At 60.7% G+C, this 17,528-nt stretch carries 13 protein-coding genes and 2 tRNA genes; 2 read left to right on the top strand and 13 right to left on the bottom strand.

All coding sequences use genetic code 11. From position 1 onward, the window contains the following. Positions 1–283: 283 nt before the first annotated feature. From ACTQXI_RS01805 to gltB, 3 genes are all read right to left on the bottom strand, one after another. Positions 284–991 (bottom strand): hypothetical protein, encoded by a 708-nt coding sequence (locus ACTQXI_RS01805; protein WP_441548210.1) that lies wholly within the window; start codon positions 989–991, stop codon positions 284–286. A 424-nt stretch (positions 992–1,415) separates the two neighbouring features. Beyond that, a complete protein-coding gene (locus ACTQXI_RS01810) occupies positions 1,416–2,897 on the bottom strand; it encodes a glutamate synthase subunit beta (RefSeq protein ID WP_441548211.1) in 1,482 nt (493 codons plus the stop codon). Positions 2,898–2,902: 5 nt separating this feature from the next. Further along, entirely contained in the window at positions 2,903–7,600 is a 4,698-nt protein-coding gene (gltB, locus tag ACTQXI_RS01815; protein WP_441048311.1) for a glutamate synthase large subunit, read from the bottom strand. 523 nt (positions 7,601–8,123) lie between these two features. On the opposite strand from gltB, the gene ACTQXI_RS01820 reads away from it, so the two are divergent. Further along, positions 8,124–9,380 carry an Nramp family divalent metal transporter gene (locus ACTQXI_RS01820; RefSeq protein ID WP_441548212.1) on the top strand — a complete coding sequence of 419 codons (1,257 nt, stop codon included), beginning with the start codon at positions 8,124–8,126 and terminating at the stop codon, positions 9,378–9,380. A gap of 469 nt (positions 9,381–9,849) precedes the next feature. Here the strand turns inward: ACTQXI_RS01820 and ACTQXI_RS01825 are convergent, their stop codons facing one another. The 6 genes from ACTQXI_RS01825 to ACTQXI_RS01850 all read right to left on the bottom strand — a co-directional run bounded on the left by ACTQXI_RS01825 (position 9,850) and on the right by ACTQXI_RS01850 (position 12,459). Further along, complete coding sequence (locus tag ACTQXI_RS01825) at positions 9,850–9,993, bottom strand: rubredoxin-like domain-containing protein (RefSeq protein WP_035137395.1); 144 nt, start codon at positions 9,991–9,993, stop codon at positions 9,850–9,852. 89 nt (positions 9,994–10,082) lie between these two features. Further along, positions 10,083–10,586, bottom strand: a complete 504-nt coding sequence (locus ACTQXI_RS01830; protein ID WP_117743517.1) for a flavin reductase family protein — start codon at positions 10,584–10,586, stop codon at positions 10,083–10,085. Positions 10,587–10,818: 232 nt separating this feature from the next. Then, entirely contained in the window at positions 10,819–11,289 is a 471-nt protein-coding gene (smpB, locus tag ACTQXI_RS01835; RefSeq protein WP_196025254.1) for an SsrA-binding protein SmpB, read from the bottom strand. Beyond that, the gene (locus ACTQXI_RS01840) at positions 11,279–12,196 is read right to left on the bottom strand and encodes a hypothetical protein (RefSeq protein ID WP_441048314.1); all 918 of its coding nucleotides are present in this window, start codon (positions 12,194–12,196) and stop codon (positions 11,279–11,281) included. Before ACTQXI_RS01840 ends, smpB begins: the two co-directional genes overlap by 11 nt. A gap of 95 nt (positions 12,197–12,291) precedes the next feature. After that, positions 12,292–12,368 (bottom strand) — tRNA-Glu (locus tag ACTQXI_RS01845). A gap of 17 nt (positions 12,369–12,385) precedes the next feature. Next, positions 12,386–12,459 (bottom strand) — tRNA-Gln (locus ACTQXI_RS01850). Positions 12,460–12,717: 258 nt separating this feature from the next. On the opposite strand from ACTQXI_RS01850, the gene ACTQXI_RS01855 reads away from it, so the two are divergent. Next, a complete protein-coding gene (locus ACTQXI_RS01855; RefSeq protein ID WP_441048315.1) occupies positions 12,718–12,981 on the top strand; it encodes a hypothetical protein in 264 nt (87 codons plus the stop codon). A 212-nt stretch (positions 12,982–13,193) separates the two neighbouring features. Here ACTQXI_RS01855 and ACTQXI_RS01860 read toward each other — a convergent pair whose 3' ends face one another. The 4 genes from ACTQXI_RS01860 to ACTQXI_RS01875 all read right to left on the bottom strand — a co-directional run bounded on the left by ACTQXI_RS01860 (position 13,194) and on the right by ACTQXI_RS01875 (position 17,278). After that, positions 13,194–13,559 carry an arsenate reductase family protein gene (locus ACTQXI_RS01860; protein WP_441548215.1) on the bottom strand — a complete coding sequence of 122 codons (366 nt, stop codon included), beginning with the start codon at positions 13,557–13,559 and terminating at the stop codon, positions 13,194–13,196. Positions 13,560–13,675: 116 nt separating this feature from the next. Further along, a complete protein-coding gene (locus tag ACTQXI_RS01865; RefSeq protein ID WP_441548216.1) occupies positions 13,676–14,242 on the bottom strand; it encodes a VanZ family protein in 567 nt (188 codons plus the stop codon). A gap of 120 nt (positions 14,243–14,362) precedes the next feature. Beyond that, positions 14,363–14,968: a recombinase family protein gene (locus ACTQXI_RS01870; protein WP_427717749.1), complete on the bottom strand. Its 606-nt coding sequence runs from the start codon at positions 14,966–14,968 to the stop codon at positions 14,363–14,365. 174 nt (positions 14,969–15,142) lie between these two features. Continuing rightward, positions 15,143–17,278 carry a ribonuclease R family protein gene (locus ACTQXI_RS01875; protein ID WP_441548213.1) on the bottom strand — a complete coding sequence of 712 codons (2,136 nt, stop codon included), beginning with the start codon at positions 17,276–17,278 and terminating at the stop codon, positions 15,143–15,145. Between the last annotated feature and the right edge of the window lie 250 nt (positions 17,279–17,528).

A 17,528-nucleotide genomic window follows, 5' to 3' on the forward strand; every position in this document is an offset into this window, starting at 1 on the left:
ATTGTTCGGCACCGCGGCCAACCTTTGTCTCGATCTGTAACAGTTAGGTCGAATTTTGGCCTGTAGATGTTACAGGTTGAGACATTTCCCCAGCTAGGTGCCAAACATCTCGATCTGTAACAGTTAGGCGTTCTCCAGACCCCTAAACGTTACAGATTTAGACAAACCAGCAACGCCCAAGCATTCGTCTCGATCTGTAACGGGTAGACCGGTTTTTTGTCCCTAAACGTTACGGATCGAGATATAAAGGCAGAAGGCAAGGCAGGTGGCAGATGCCCATCCCCTACTCCCATTCCTGTTTGTAGATGTTGAGTGACTTTACGTAGCGCCCCTGGGCACCCATGATGTCGCGAACCAGCCGTAAGAAGAAGCTGATACACGAGGTATCGAAGCCATCTTCTAGGTCCTCAGGATGCACGGCGCCAGGCCCGTCGACCGCCGTATCGCTCAGGCGCGCAATGTCGTAGAGGTAGAGCTGCCCCGCCGTCAGCCAGACATCGTCGACGCACGCGAGGCGCACCGCAATCGCGCCATCGCGCCAGTGTTCCTTTTGCACGATATGCGGATCGTAGACGTCAAAGCGACGGTCGGTACGCGTGTCACGCAGCGCGACCATACCGGTCGCGGGATCCTTATCCAAAATGCCAAAGCGCGAGAAATAGTGCGTGTCGCGCACCTGCTCGAGCCGTCTGAGCGAAGTAGGCGAAAGCGACGCCGGCGGCTCGTCAACATACAGCTCAAGCAGCGTCTTGCCATAGTAATAGGGACGCTCGAACAGCAGCCAATCGGTAAATGCCATGTTATAGGCCATGATTTCATTTTGCGAGGGCTCCTCGCAATAGCTGAGCCATGGATCGACTATCACTTCGAACTGTGTACGCGCCGCCTCCAAAAACTGAAACTTGCGCAGCATCCAAAACTGGGCCATGCCGGCAATATCGTCACCGACGGCCTCGGCCAGACGTCCCCGGTCCAAAACATGATCAGCCATGGCATCCTCCTCAAACTGATAAACCTCAATTTGAGCTTACGAGGAGGGCGGGTGGTCGCCGCCATCACGGGCGAAATGGGCATCGGGCTGCAAACCAGATGCTGACCAAGCACTTGACGGGATACTTGCAGATTATGCAAATTGCCACAAAATCGCGGGTAGAACTAGACGAATCACCCGTGCCGCTGTCCGCAAACAACTAAAGCCGCCACATAAACAGCAGAGCGCAACGAGCGCAAACGCCAACGGGTAGGCAGCCAAACGTCGGCAAACGAGCAAAACGCTCGCGAACCCGCAAGGAGTGTCCCCGGATGCCGGCACGTAAGGAACGTCCCCAGCTGCCGGCACTTGGGGACGTTCCTTATATGCCGGCCGTTGGGGACAGCCCTTGCCGATTCGATTGTTGAGTAACTCCGTGATTGTCTTACAGCCCCAGCGCCTCGGCGACCTCGGCTGCGCAGGCGAGGGCATCGGCCATGGCACTCACCACGAGCGAGCTGCCGTTGCGGGCATCGCCGGCCACATACACCGGAGCGGCATCCGCGGCAACGCCATCCACGCGAGCCGCAAGATGCGAGTCCTCGGAGACCATCACGGGCAACGGACGGCCCGCCGTGGCAATAGGCACGTCAACAGCGTCGAACACGCCGTGCTCCGGACCCGTAAAGCCACAGGCGATCAGCACCAGCTGGGCCGGCACCTCGTGCTCGGAGCCCGCAATGCGCTCGGGCTTGCCGGCCGACCAGTCCAGATCGACCACGCGCAGGCCCGCGGCAGCGCCCTTCTTGTCCAGCAGCACCTCGAGCGTATCCACGCCCCAGGCACGCATCTCGCCGCCCATGGCAGCGATAGCCTCCTGCTGACCGTAGTCGGTCTTCTTAACGTTGGGCCACTGTGGCCAGGGGTTGCTCGCCGCACGCTTATCGGGCGCGGCCGGCAAGAACTCAAACTGACGCACACTGCGTGCGCCCTGGCGCACCGCGGTACCCACGCAGTCGTTGCCGGTATCGCCGCCGCCAATGACCACAACGTCCAGGCCGCGCGCGTTCACCGCGGGCTCACCGCCATCGAGCACCGAGACGGTCGAAGCCGTCAGGTAGTCCACGGCATACACCACGCCCGGGGCATCCACATTCGTAGCCAAAAGACCGCGGGGCGTACGAGCACCGGCAGCCACCACAACGGCGTCAAAACCATTGAGCTTGGCCGCCACCGCAGGGTTCGTAACGTCAGTACCCAGCTCAAAGACAATGCCCAGCTCGCGCATGAGCGCCACGCGGCGCTCGACCACGGACTTCTCGAGCTTCATGTTGGGAATGCCGTACATGAGCAGACCGCCTGGGCGGTCGTCGCGCTCAAACACCGTCACGCGGGCACCGCGACGCGCAAGTTCCCATGCAGCCACCAGGCCAGCCGGGCCGGAACCAACCACGGCGACCGAGGGCGCGTCCTCCCCTGCCGGCTCAAAGCGACGCGGGCCGCCGTTTGCCCATTCGTGGTCGCTGATCGCGCGCTCGTTATCGTGAATCGTTGTGGGCTGGCCGTCGACCGAACCCAGGTTGCACGCAGCCTCGCACAGTGCCGGGCACACGCGGCTCGTAAACTCGGGCATGGGCGAGGTGAGCGACAGGCGCTCGGCCGCCTCGTCCCAGCGACCGCGATACACCAGCTCGTTCCACTCGGGAATCAGGTTGTGCAGCGGACAGCCACTCGGACGCGCCTTGCCAAAGCTCGCACCCATCTGGCAAAACGCCACGCCGCACATCATGCAGCGGCTCGCCTGGGCGCGGCGCGCATCGTCGTCGAGCTCCACATACAGCGGATCGAAATCGCGGCTGCGCTCCTCCACGGGGCGCAGCTCGTGGGTCACGCGATCGATATCAAGAAAAGCACCGGGCTTACCCATGGCACTTACGCCTCCTTCTTGGTCGAAGCAACAGAGCTGACAGCCACGGGCGCAGTGCCCGCTGCACCGCCCGCGACATCAAAGCGAGCGACATCCGCGGCGCTCGCGCGGCCGGTCACGATGTCAAACGCCAACTCCTCGGCCTGCGCATGCGTCTTGCCCACGGCCTCGGCCGCAGCGACAATCGCCAGCACGCGCTCGTACTCGGTCGGAATGACCTTCACAAAGTGCTTGCTCATCGAGTCGAAGCTGTAGAGCAGCTTAATGCCGCGCGGGCTCTGCGTCGCGTCCACGTGTTCCTGGATGAGCGCGCGAATCTGCGCCAGCTCGCCAGCCGTCGGGGCCTTGAGTTCCACGCTCTCGTGGTTCACACGGGCTTCGAGCGTGCCGTACTGGTCAAAGACATAGGCCACGCCACCCGTCATACCGGCGGCGAAGTTCTGCCCGACCTCACCCAAGATGAGCGCCAAGCCGCCCGTCATGTACTCGCAGCCATGGTTGCCGCAGCCCTCGACCACCACAGTGGCACCGGAGTTGCGCACGGCAAAACGCTGGCCTGCCAGGCCGTTAATAAAGCCGCGGCCGCTCGTGGCGCCAAAGAACGCCACGTTGCCCACGATGATGTTCTCGTCGAACTTGTAGGTCGCATGCGGGTTGGGGCGCACCGACACCTCGCCGCCCGAAAGGCCCTTGCCAAAGTAGTCGTTGGCGTCGCCGCACACGTTGAGCGTAATGCCGCGCGGGAGAAAGGCGCCAAAGCTCTGACCGGCCGAACCATCGCAATCGATGGTGATGGAGCCGGCGGGCAGGCCCTCGGGATGCGCCTTGGTCACCGCATTGCCCAGGATGGTGCCCACGCAACGGTTGACGTTGGCGATATCGGCGCGGAACCGAATCGGGCGCAGGTGCGCACGGGCATCGGCCGTATAGGGCACGAACAACGTGGAGTCGAGCGTCTTGTCGAGCTCGCTGTCCGCAGCCATCTGCGGCAGGAAGTGGCGACCGTCGGCGCCCGGGATATGGGCACCGAACTCGCAGGTCGCGCTCGCCAGCACGGGCGACAGATCAAGCAGGTTGGCCTTGCGGTTGCCCGGCACCTCGATCTGGCGCAGGCACTCGGGATGGCCGACCATCTCGTCGACGGTGCGGAAGCCCAGGCTCGCCATGACCTCACGCAGCTGCTCGGCAACAAAGAGCATAAAGTGCTCAACGTGCTCGGGCTTGCCGCGGAAGCCGCGACGCAGGCGACAGTTTTGCGTGGCGATGCCGGCCGGGCAGGTGTCCTGCTGGCAGTCGCGCTGCATGAGGCAGCCCATGGAGATGAGCGGCATGGTCGCAAAGCCAAACTCCTCGGCGCCCAGCAGGCAGGCGACGGCAACATCGGTGCCGTCCATGAGCTTGCCGTCGGCCTCGAGCACCACGCGGGAGCGCAGGCCGTTTTGCAGCAACGTCTGCTGAGCCTCGGCAAGGCCGAGCTCCAGCGGCAGGCCGGCGTGCCAAATGGAATCGCGCGCCGCGGCACCCGAGCCGCCATTGTGGCCGCTGATCAAGATCTTGTCGGCGGCACCCTTGGCCACACCGGTGGCGATGGTGCCGACGCCGGCCTCGCTGACCAGCTTGACCGACACGCGCGCACCGGGGTTGGCGTTCTTAAGATCAAAGATCAGCTCTGCCAGGTCCTCGATGGAGTAGATGTCGTGGTGCGGCGGAGGCGAGATCAGGCCGATGCCGGGCGTGGACTGACGGACCTCGGCGATCCAGGGGTAGACCTTCTTACCGGGCAGGTGGCCACCCTCGCCGGGCTTGGCGCCCTGGGCCATCTTGATCTGAATCTCGAAAGCGCTGCACAGGTAGCGGCTCGTTACGCCAAAGCGCGCACTTGCCACCTGCTTGATGGCGGAGTTCTTGGAGTCACCGTTAGCCAGCGGGGTCTCGCGACGCGGATCCTCGCCGCCCTCTCCCGAGTTAGAGCGTCCGTGCAGGCGGTTCATGGCGATGGCCATGCACTCGTGCGCCTCTTTGCTGATAGAACCGTACGACATGGCACCGGTGTTAAAGCGGCGGACGATGTTGCGCGCGGGCTCCACCTCGTCGAGCGAAACCGGCGTGCGGCCGTTGGCATTAAAGTCGAGCAAGTCACGCAGGCGCACGGCACGGCCGGTGCGGTGCAGGCGGGCGCTGTACTCCTTAAAGGTGTCGTAGCTGTCCTCACGGCAGGCAGTCTGCAGTAAGTAGACAGTCTGCGGATCAATGAGATGATCCTCGCCGCCGAGCGGGCGCCACTTGGTCAGACCCAGCGTGGGCAGCTGATCGGGAGCCGGGCTCTTAAGGATAGCGAGCGCGGCGTCGTAGCGCTCGTTTTGCTCGCGCTCAACGTCCTCGACACCCATACCGCCCACACGGCTCACCGTGCCGGCGAAGTACGCGTTAACGAACTCCGACGTAAAGCCCACGGCCTCGAAGATCTGCGCCGAATGGTAGCTCTGCACCGTGGAGATGCCCATCTTGGACATGATGGAAACGATGCCGGCGGTCGCAGCCTTATTGTAGTTGGCGATGCCCTGCTCGGCTGTCACGTCCAGATCGCCGTGCGCCGCCAGGTCGCGAATGCACGCATGCGCGTTGTACGGATAGATGCCGCTCGCGGAGTAGCCCACCAGCGCCGCAAAGTCGTGCGGAGACACGGCGTCGCCACACTCCACCACGATGTCGGCAAAGGTACGCACGCCGGCGCGGATCAGGTGGTTGTGCACGCAGCCCACGGCGAGCAGCGACGGCACGGGTACCTCGTCCGCTCCGGCGCGATCGCTCAACACCACGATGTTCACGCCGTCGCGGACCGCAGCCTCAACGTCCTCTGCAAGCTGCTTGAGCGCAGCCTGCAGCGCGCCCTCGCCGGCATCGCGGCGGTAAACGGCACGGAAACGGCGGGTCTTAAAGCCAACACGGTCAATCGCGCAAATGCGGTCGAACTCCTCCTCACTCAGCAGTGGGCGCTCCAGACGCACCAGTTGGCAGGCCGTACGAGAGTCCTCGAGCAGGTTGCCGTGGTTGCCCAGGTAGAGCGTGGTCGAGGTGACCATATGCTCGCGCAGGGCGTCGATCGGCGGGTTCGTGACCTGGGCGAACAGTTGATAGAAGTAGTCAAAGAACGAGCGCGTCTTCTTGGACAGGCAGGCCAGCGGCGCATCGATACCCATCGAGGCGAGCGGGGCCTTGCCCTGCTGGGCCATGGGGCGCACGACCTCGTCAACATCATCCCAGTGGTAGCCGAGCTTGGCCATACGCACGGCGGCAGGCACCTCGGCATCCTCGGCGGGCGTTGCCGCGGCGGGCTTGTCGAGCGCGTCAACGGTCAGCGTCTCCTCGGCAATCCAATCGCGGTAGGGCTTTTCCTTGGCATAGCGGGCGCGCAGCTCGTCATTGTAGATCACACGGCCGCGGGCAAAATCGACCTCGAGCATCTGGCCCGGTCCCAAACAACCGCTTGTCAGGATATTCTCGGGGCGCACCTCGATGGTGCCCACCTCGCTTGCCAGCATAAAGCGGCCGTCGCGCGTCACGTAGTAGCGAGCCGGGCGCAGGCCGTTGCGGTCGAGGGCGGCACCCAGCGTACGGCCGTCGGTAAAGGCGATGGCCGCCGGGCCGTCCCAGGGCTCCATGAGCATGGACTGGTAGGCATCGTAGGCGCGACGCTCCTCGCTCAGGTTGTCGTTGTGGTCCCACGGCTCGGGCAGCAACATGGACGCGGCACGCGTGAGCGGACGGCCGTTCATGACCAAAAACTCGAGCACATTATCCAGAATCGCGGAGTCGGAACCCTCGCGGTTGATGATGGGCATCACACGCTCAAGATCATGTTGCAGCACGGGGCTGTACAGGTTAGGTTCGCGGGCGCGAATCCAGTTGACGTTGCCCTTGAGGGTGTTGATCTCGCCGTTGTGGATAATAAAGCGGTTGGGATGTGCGCGCTCCCAGCTAGGCGTGGTATTGGTGGAGTAGCGCGAGTGGACAAGCGCCACGGCCGTCTTAACGGCGGCGTCGTTGAGATCGATAAAGAAGCGGCGCATCTGCGTGGCGACCAGCATGCCCTTGTACACGATGGTGCGCGAGCTCATGGAGCACACATAGAAGATCTTGTCGCGCAGGGCAAACTCGGCGTCGGCCTTCTTTTCGATGGTACGGCGGCACACGTACAGGCGACGCTCAAAGGCATCGCCGGCGGGCGTGTCGTCCGGACGGCCCAGGAAAGCCTGCAGGATGGTGGGCATGCAGGCGCGGGCCGTCTCGCCCAGATCGTGAGGGTCGACCGGCACCTCGCGCCAAAAGAGCAGTGGCACGCCGGCCTCGGCACAGCCTTCCTCAAACACGCGGCGGGCATCCTCTACGCCCTTGTCGTCCTGCGGGAAGAACAGCATGGCCACGCCATAGTCGCCCTCTGCCGGCAGAATCTGGCCGCACTTTTGAGCCTCTTTGCGGAAAAAGTGATGCGGAACCTGGAACAGGATGCCGGCGCCGTCGCCGGTATTCTTCTCGAGTCCCGTGCCACCGCGGTGCTCCAGGTTGACCAGAATGGACAGCGCATCGTCCAGAATCTGGTGGTGGCGCTCGCCGTTGATATCGGCAAGAGCGCCGATGCCACATGCATCGTGGTCGAATTCGGGGCGATAAAGGCCCTGCTGCTGAGCGGAATCTGCCTGCATCGCGATCCTCCCCTAGATATTTAGACAGTCAGTTGAATAGGCATACTAGAAGCATCGCTGGCCCATTGTGTTTCCCGCCCGTTTCGAAACAATTGCGTAACGCACGCCCTACGAGTGGACACCGCCGACCTCAAGGGCAACAACGAGGGCCCCAGGTTCGGCCTGTAAGCTCACCGCTTCAAACATCTCAATCTGTAACAGGAAGACCCAATTTCGACGACTAACTGTTACAGATTGAGATGTTCTCGAGAGACGGTTCCGAATGTCTCAACCTGTAACATGAAGGGCCGGTTTTGGCGGTCAGCTGTTACGGATCGAGATTTTCCATAGGACCATTTCTTCCTGTCTTGATCTGTAACACCTAGGCCCAATTACCATCCCTAGTTGTTACAGATCGAGACATTTCGGCAACCCCCTTTTACCACCCTATTCAAATACAACAATTTTGTTAGTCATGGTCAAATTTTGAGCCTAAAACGGGTATCCTTTGCGGCGTCAAACAAACGGCACGCAGGAGTGCACCATGATCGACCATCTCAAACATCACTTTGGCTCCCCGCGCACCGGCGGCCACGGCGGACTCGACATCGCACGGCATATCGGCCCCGGGCTGCTCGTGACCGTCGGCTTTATCGACCCGGGCAATTGGGCCTCCAATATGGCTGCCGGCTCGCAGTTTGGCTACGCGCTGCTGTGGATCGTCACGCTGTCCACGATCATGCTCATCATGCTGCAACACAACGCGGCTCACTTGGGCATCGCCACGGGCATGTGTCTTGCCGAGGCCACGACGCGCCACCTGCCCCGCCTCGTCGGGCGTGCGATACTCGGCAGCGCGTATCTAGCCACGGTCGCCACCGCCATGGCCGAAGTCCTGGGCGGTGCGATTGCACTTCAAATGCTCTTTGGCCTGCCCGTACGTGCCGGCTGCATCATCGTGGCGGCGGCATCGATTGTCATGCTCATGACAAGCTCCTACAAACGCGCCGAACGCTGGATCATCGCCTTCGTGGGCGTGGTGGGACTTTCGTTTTTAGCCGAGCTTCTGCTGGTCAAGGTCGACTGGCCGCAAGCCGCCACAAGCTGGATCACACCCAGTATGCCCACCGGCTCAGTCGCGATTATCGTAAGTGTCCTAGGCGCGGTCGTTATGCCCCACAACCTCTTCCTGCACTCCGAGGTCATCCAATCCATGCACTTCGAAGGCCAAGGCGAGCAGGTTATCGAAGAACGCCTGCACTACGAGCTCTTCGACACGCTCTTTTCGATGGGTGTGGGCTGGGCAATCAACTCGGCCATGGTCATCCTGGCCGCAACGACCTTCTTTGCGCACGGCATTGTCGTAGACGACCTCGCCGTCGCAGCGGCCACGCTCTCCCCCATTCTGGGCCCGGCAAGCTCGACCATCTTTGCGGTGGCACTGCTGTTTGCGGGCATATCGAGTAGCGTGACGGCGGGCATGGCGGCGGGCACCATCACCGCGGGCATATTCGACGAGGAATACGACATCCACGACCGACATTCCTCGATCGGAGTGGCGGCCTGTTTCGTCGGCGCAGTGGCGGCGTGCCTGATCGTCCCGAATCCTTTTGAGGGTCTCATTTGGAGTCAGGCACTGTTGTCGCTTCAGCTGCCGATTACGGTCTTTGTGCTCATACGACTCACCAGCTCGCCCCGCGTCATGGGCAAATACGCCAACTCGCGCCCGCTCAACGCGTTGCTCGTAGGGATCGGTGTCATCGTGACGATTCTCGACATCGTGCTGCTAACGGGGATGTAATGGGATGGCGTGACTGTCCAGATATAACGTCTCAATCTGTAACACGTGAACCCGTTTTGAACCCTTAGATGTTACAGATTGAGATTTTCTGAGAGATAGTTTCAGTTTGTCTCGATCTGTAACAAGTGGACCCAATTTCCGCGCCCAGATGTTACAGATCGAGATATTTCTTCAGCCCCAACCTTTTGTCTCGATCTGTAACAAGTAGAGGGGGTTTACGTGCCTAAATGTTATAGATTGAGATTTTGAGAATGATGGTTTTGGTTTGTCTCGTTCTGTAACAGGAAGACCCGTTTTGAGCCGTTAGATGTTGCAGGTTAAGACAAAAGGTCGGCCGGACTCACAACAGACAGGATCGGCTAATAGCAGCCGTGATCCCTTGGGGACGGAGGAAAAGGGCCCCGGCCGGGATATCCGACCGGGGCCCTTGGACAGAGCTATATGTTGCTGCAAGTCGTGTGTCTACGAGCTACTCCTCGACGAGCTCAAACTGATCGGGACCGACGCCACACACCGGGCACACGTAATCCTCGGGCAGTTCGGGCGTGTCGACCTCTACCTCGTAACCGCAAACGGTGCACACGAACTTGTACGTCTTCTTTTCCTCGGCCATGATGTTCTCCTCTCGAACGTGGCTGCTGGTGTACTTTGCTTATTAGTATACATTCTTAATAATATAATGCAAGCGGTTTTACCGCATTTCTACCCTTGGTACGAAGACGCCTTGGGCGGCGTCTTGCCCTTCAGGACCTTATGGTAGTAATCGTAGGTGAGCGGCGTCTCGTCGCTCAGGCGCTCGGCATCCTCGACCTCGCCGATAAACAGTAGATGCGTGCCCACATCCACTGTGTCGATCAAACGGCAGCTAAACAAGGCTGCCGCATGCTCGGGAACATAGGGCATGCCCAGTGCGGTCTCGCGCGTCTCGTACTTGGCAAATTTGTCATAGTTGCTGCTGGTACGGAATCCAAAGTTACCAATGTAGGGCATATCGGCCGTCTGATCGATCACGGTCAGCGCAAAGGCCTTGGCAGACGAGATAACGCTAGACGTGACATTTTCCTTGTTCACGGCAACCGAAATGCGCGGCGGCGTGGACGTCACCTGCACTGCGGTGTTGATAATGCAGCCGGCGCGCGATCCATCTGCCGCGGCACTCACCACATACAGCCCGCACGGCATCGTAAAGAACGCAGTTTTATCCAAAACGATCACTCCCCTAACTCGGAATTGAGCCTTGCAGACGTATATACCCACAATGAGACATATGTGTCAGAACGGTAAGAAAAATGAGCCACACGCAGTTGCGGTGAAAAAGTCCCTGTTTAAGCCTGGATACCCAACAAACAGGAACTATTCCACCGCAACTTGCGAGGAGCAGACCGGGAGTACGACAACAGTGATGGATGAACATCCCCGCCCGCCCGGATATCAACCCTTAGCGATTACGCTCCTTAAGCGCGCGATCGATTTCGCGCTGAACGTCACGTTTGGCCATGTCCTCGCGTTTGTCATAGAGCTTTTTGCCACGGCCCAGGCCCAACAGCAGCTTAACGCGACCATCGGCATTAAAGTAGAGCTCGAGCGGCACCAGTGCATAGCCGCGGTTGCGTAGTTTGCCGTCAAGAAAATCAATCTCCTTGCGATGCAGCAGCAGACGGCGCCGGCGATCGGGATCACGGTTCCACACGCCACCGTGACTATAGGGATGGATGTGCAAACCCACCAGCCAGCACTCGCCGCCGCGAATCAGCGCAAAAGTATCGGTAATCTGACAGGCGCGCTCGCGAATCGACTTGACCTCGGTACCGCTCAACTCAATGCCGCATTCGAATGTCTCGTCGATAAAGTATTCGTGATGCGCCGAACGATTCTTGGAGATGAGCTTGCGCTCGCGCTTACTGGGCATCGCCGGCCTCCTCGGCGTCATCGGCTTTCCCGCTCGCGGCCTCGCGTTTGGCCTTGCGCTCGGCGTTGAGCTCGGCATCGCTTTCGCGCACCAGCTTAATGATCGCCGCGCATGCCTCCTCGCCCACCAGATCGCGGGCACGGACCGTCAGGCGTGTAGCCTCCTGCTTGTCACCGTCGCCCGCAGCGTCGGTCGCACACATAATCAGACAAATGGCAATCTCGGCCGAAGGCGAGGTCGGTACGCCCTGCAACGCCAGCTCGCCCATCACATGCTCATCACTCTCGTCGGCGGCATCCGGATAGGTGGCATGGATCTTGCTGAGCAAGCGCGTCGTATGTGAATCGCCAGGGGCCAAGCGCAGCGCCAGACGTGCGCAACCCACGGCCGCCGAGACGTTCTCGGTCTCGGGCTCCAAAAAGTACTGGCCCAAGTTGGCGTAGGCGCGGGCGGCGCACCTGCCGTCACTCGCACGCTCCAGCACCGAAAACGAAAGCGAAGCCCACTCCTGCTTGTCCTCGAGCGCACGGAACAGCTCGGCCAGATCCAGTCGGTAGTTGCAGTTCATGGGGTCCCAGCGCACGGCCTGCATCAAGGCATTGCGGGCGCTCACATAATCCTGCTGACGGATGTAGGCAAACGCCATGTCGGAGTACAGGCGGTCAAACGGCACCTCGACCTGCACCAGCTCGCGTGGATCCTTTTCCACGCGGCGGTAGGCCAGGCGCTCAAACTTGCTATCGAAGCTAAAGTACTGGCGGTTCTCCTCCGTTTTGCACTCGGCATCGATATACTCCTCGGCGAGCTCCACCAAACGCTCCAGCAGCGGCGTCGCCGTGGCCAGGTCTCCCTGCGCCAGGTAATTCTCGGCATACGTAATGTCAGTTAGGCTGATGGGCAGGTCCATGGCAACTCCTCGGTCCAGGTGAAACGCGGCTCATTCCACACATGCGGTGTATACACAAAACCCGGGTCTCTTGCGAGGCCCGGGCATTCAATTTGTGGTAGCCCGTACCAGATTCGAACTGGTGATCTCCGCCTTGAGAGGGCGGCGTCCTAAACCGCTAGACGAACGGGCCATATGTAGCAAATGCAATGGCTGGGATGGAGGGAGTCGAACCCCCATTGACGGAACCAGAATCCGCTGTCCTGCCATTAGACGACATCCCAATGATTGCATCGCTGCGCTCGGCTGTGCCTTTGCGCAAGAAAGAAATATACGGGAAGTCGCTCCGTGACGCAAGCCCCAATTTTGACTTTTTTAAAATTCGGTCAAATTGGCCTAATTTCGTCCAACCCGTGAAGGACCTGTGATGCCGACCGCTGTACACGAAGGGCAAAACGCCGCGAGCGGTAGCCCTCAACCGTTGGCAGATACTAACGCGAAAACGATAGCACCAGGCAACACAATCGAAGTATCTTTTGATCATGCGGACGTCATGGCATGCGGCGCTCCCCGACCTCAAGCGCATCCAGGCAAGTCTCGTCGAGCTGTCCGGCATGCCGACCGTCATATCCGAGACGAACCTGGAGCGGCGGCAGCGAGAGCGGCGGCAGCGGCAACGAATTCCGTTTATCTGCCCCGGCATTCAGGCATACCTGCCCTTTATGGACGAAGAGTACTGGAGCGACACGCCCGACAAGCACGTAAAGATCTACGACCCACACGAATGGGCGCAGCTGAAGGACTGACTGGGGCAGGCCCGCCCTGGAGTAGGCCCGCCGGCAGAAAGCGCATCCCAGATTTCAAGCTCAAACTGGTCCCCACTTTCCCGTCGAGCCCTCAACCGGAAACCGTGTCCCAGAATCAGCGCTCGAAACGGGATGTCATGTCCGATAGAGCCCTCAACCGGAAAGCACATCCCAGAATCAGCACTCAAAATGGGACGCACTTTCCGAAGCCGCTACAGCAACGCCTCGGTCCAAGCCGCTTCCCTAAAGCCGGGGATCGCAAAGTCGTCGCCCACCAGCAGCGGGCGCTTAACCAGCATGCCGTCAGTCGCCAGCAGCTCGCAGCATTCCTGGTCCGTCATACCCGCATCCAGGCGCGCTTTCAGACCAAGATCTCGATATTTCATGCCCGACGAGTTAAAGAAGCGTCGCACCGGCAGCCCCGAACGAGCAATCCAGGTCGCAAGTTCCTCAGCCGAAGGATTGTCTGTAACAATATCGCGATCGACGTACTCAACCCCATGCTCGTCCAACCAGGCCTTGGCCTTTTTACACGTCGAGCATTTGGGGTATTCAACAAACAGCACTGCCATGGGGATTCCCTTCTTAGAAAAGACAAGTGTCTGGCAAACAGCGCATCGATGGCCATCTGCGACCGATGCCGATATTGTAACCAGCGCCGACGTACAGGCGGTCGCGATTTTCCATCTTGAAGTTAGCGCCTCGCATGGGCGCCAATGGGACAGGTCGCGCGCTGAACCAGCGCGGCGGCCAACAGCACCAACAGCATGGCGACAACGTAACCCGCGGCATCGAAGCCCAGGTCGATCATGTCGAAATGACGACCAGGAACAAAGATCTTGTGCACTTGGTCACCGACAGAGCAGACGGCGCAAAAGAGCAGAGCGAGTACGTACCGGAATCGCGCGCATGGCAGGCACTCGCCCAGGCATGCCACTGTCGCCGAAGCAAAAAGTCCTACAAAGAAGAACTCAACGGTATGTGCGACGCGACGAATGTTGGCACCCATCCACAGACGAACGGGCGCAAGCGGGTCGGGATGAACAGTGGCAGTCGTTGAATCCGTGCCCTCGACGGCATCCCCCGCCTGGAACTCCTGCGTGGCGTCGGGCCGCACGTCCGCGGCCCGTCCTTCCACCGCACGCGCGGTGGACTCGCTGAGCGACGACGTCTGCTCCACGTTTTGCTCCGTCAGCATCCAAATACTTGCCAGCGTCACGACCAGCAGGACAATCGAAATCCATCCGACTATGTGCTTCACACGCGCCAAGGGCTAACCTCCGTCATTTTTTGAGCAGCAGCGAGTGTACCCCCAAATGCAGTTGTCGCCGTAGCGAAATCCAATATGTTCGAATCGGGGCGCCAAAGGACCGTGGCGCCCCTACTCCATCTCGCGCATCCAGCGATCGAACGTCCCCACGCACACGCCTAGCCGCTTTGCCGCCTGACTCCGCGTGATATCACCCGCCTCGTAGGCATCGCGTACCAGCTCGAATTGCGGGGGACAGGGCTTGCGGGGCCGGCCAAAGCGCACGCCGCGCGCTCGCGCCGCCGCAATGCCCTCGGCTTGGCGCCGGTGGATGTTCTCGCGCTCCACCTGCGCCACATAGCTCAGCAGCTGCAAAACAATATCGGCAATCAACGTACTCGTCACGTCCGACCCACCACAGTCTCTGGCGCGCGTGTCGAGCAATGGCATGTCCAGCACCACGATGGCGGCGCCGAGCTCTTTGGTTATGCACCGCCATTCCTCGAGGATCTCGCTGTAGTTACGGCCCAGCCGATCAATGGAAAGTACCACCAGCACATCGCCGGAATCCAACGCGCACAGCAGCTCGCGATACCGCGGTCGATCGAAGTCCTTGCCACTCGCATGGTCGGCAAAGATATTCGCCGGTTCCACGCCATAGGCGCCCAGCGCATCCAGCTGCCGATTCAGATTTTGATCACGCGAGCTCACCCGCGCATACCCGTACACCGTTGTCATCTCATCCCCGCTCTCTCGTAAACCTTCCAAAAAGGGACAGGTTTATTTTGGTAGGTTTTATCTCCCCTGCAGCAGGCGGAAGACGCAAGCGCGCGAGCGGCAAGACGATTGAACCGCCACAAAAAAGGCAGCCCCAAAAGACCGCCCCGTTCTCTATCAATCACCAAATTCCGGCTAATGAATAAGCCTGAAATCCAAGTGCCCGCGGGTCGTGTTGACGCGCGAGACCTCGATGATCACGCGTTGCCCCAACTCAAAACGGCGCCCCGTGTCGGCACCCGTCAACGTGAGCGCGTCCTCGTCAAACTCGAACCACTCGCTTCCCAAGCTCTTAATCGAGACCAAGCCCTCGACCTGTGTCAGGTCGAGGCGCACAAAGAGGCCCATGCTGCTGACCCACGAAATGGTTCCGGCATAGCGCTCGCCCAGACGATCCTCGTAATACTGGGCAATCTTGATCTTTTGCGTCGCATGGCTGGCGGCGTCGGCCGCACGCTCGGCATCGCTGCATGCACGGCAAATCTGCGGCAAGATGCGCGGCAGCGACTCGCGACCCTTGCCGATCAGCCGCGGCGTGCGCGCCAAGGCATCCTTGCCGCCCAGCTGCTCATACGCCAGCTGCAATTTGAGCACGCGATGGACAACAAGGTCCGGATAGCGTCGGATAGGGCTCGTAAAGTGGCAGTAGCACGGCGCGGCGAGCGCAAAGTGGCCCTCGTTGCGCGGCTTGTACAGCGCGCGCTGCATACTGCGCAATAGCAACGTGTTGACAAGCGGGGCATTTACCGTGCCAGCGGCAGCGTCAACCGCCGCCTGCAGCTCATCGGGACTTCCCAGGGCAATGCCGGCCGCGCGGCGATCGTCGATGATACCCAGCTGCGCCAGCGCCACAGCGGCCCCGTGCAAGCTGTCGGGGCTGGGATCCTCATGCACGCGATAGCATGCCTCAATATCGCGGTCTGCCAGCCACTCGGCAACGCACTCGTTGGCAAGCAGCATAGCTTCCTCGATGAGCGACGTGGCACACGAGCGCTCGCGGGCCACGATCTGCACGGGAATGCCGTCCTCGTCCAGCAAAGCGCGAATCTCCGCCGTGTCAAAGTCGACCGAGCCGCGCGCACGGCGAATGCGACGGCGTCGCTCGGCAAGCTCGTTGGCAGCGACTAGGAAATCGCTCAGATCCACGTCGTAGTCGCGGGCAGTCTCTTCGCAAGTCAAACCGCGCTCAAGCGCCTCCTCGCGCGACGCCTCGGCTGCAGCAACATCCTCGGCGGCACCTTCCAACACGGAGTACTCCACCGCACCGGCACGCACCAGCAATGCCTCGGCACCGTCATAGTCCATACGCACGCGCGAGCGAATCACGCTGGGATACGGATCGTAGTGGCGGACGTGCCCCTGCGCATCGAGCTCGATGTCGACGGTAAACGCCAGGCGATCCTCGTCGGGGCGCAAGGAACACAGGTCATTCGACAGGCGCTCGGGCAACATGGGGAGCACGCGATCGGCAAGGTACACCGACGTCGTGCGATGGCGAGCCTCTAGGTCGATGTGTCCATCCCAGGCCACATAATGCGATACATCGGCGATATGGACACCCAGCTTGTAGCCGCCCTGCGTCGTGCGCTCCAAAGAGATGGCGTCGTCAAAGTCGCGCGCGTCGACCGGATCGATCGTGATGATAAAACGGTCGCGCAGATCACGGCGAAGTGGGTCCTTAAGAGCTGTCGCCACGTCGAGCGATAGCTCCTCGGCCTCGGCAAGGGCGGTCTCGGGATAACTATCGGTATAGCCGTAACGAGCCATGACATATTGAACGCCCAAGTCGGGTGCATCGTCGCCGCCAATACGGCGCTCAAGAGTCACGGTGCCCGATTCCAAGCGTGTCGGATAGCTCAAAATGCGTGCGACGACTGCATCGCCCGGATGCACGCCCAAACGCTCCGCCGAAGTATCCTCGGGCAACATAAAGAAATCGGCCTTGAGACGCGAATCAAGCGGCTCGATCACACCGAGCGGGCCTGCCGTCTGATACGTGCCCACCACGCTTATGGCCGCGCGCTCGACAACGCCCTCGATCACGGCACGGCGATCGCCGCGCGGTCCGGTCTTAATGCTCACGGCCACGATGTCGCCGTCCATAATCTCGCGCTTGCCGCGACCCATAACCTTATAGTCGCCATTATCGGTGACAACATAGGCGCTATGCTCATGGAGCTGCACGCGGCCCGTCAGGCTGGGACGCCGCTCGCTACGCACCGGCGCGCGCTTGTTGCGAGCGCTACGCTTATGTTTGTTATTGCGCCCCATGGCGCCTCCTTACTATCTGTTGCGGGGCCCGCAGGCGCAACCGCATCATGTCAAAACACCGTGCAGGCCTAAACCGCACGCATCAAAGAGTCTACCCAATCGACAACAGGGCACGCACCTCGCGTCATGATCCCTATGTGACGGAGAAAATCGAATTATCGAGACAAGCCGAACTGCCGGTGAGCCCTTTTCCTCCGTCGCACGGGATCAAAAAACGGGCCGCCCCAGAGCGGGACGGCCCGTTAGCAAA

The sequence above is a fragment of the Collinsella sp. LCP19S3_C9 genome, assembly GCF_052121575.1.
Classification (GTDB): Bacteria; Actinomycetota; Coriobacteriia; order Coriobacteriales; family Coriobacteriaceae; genus Collinsella.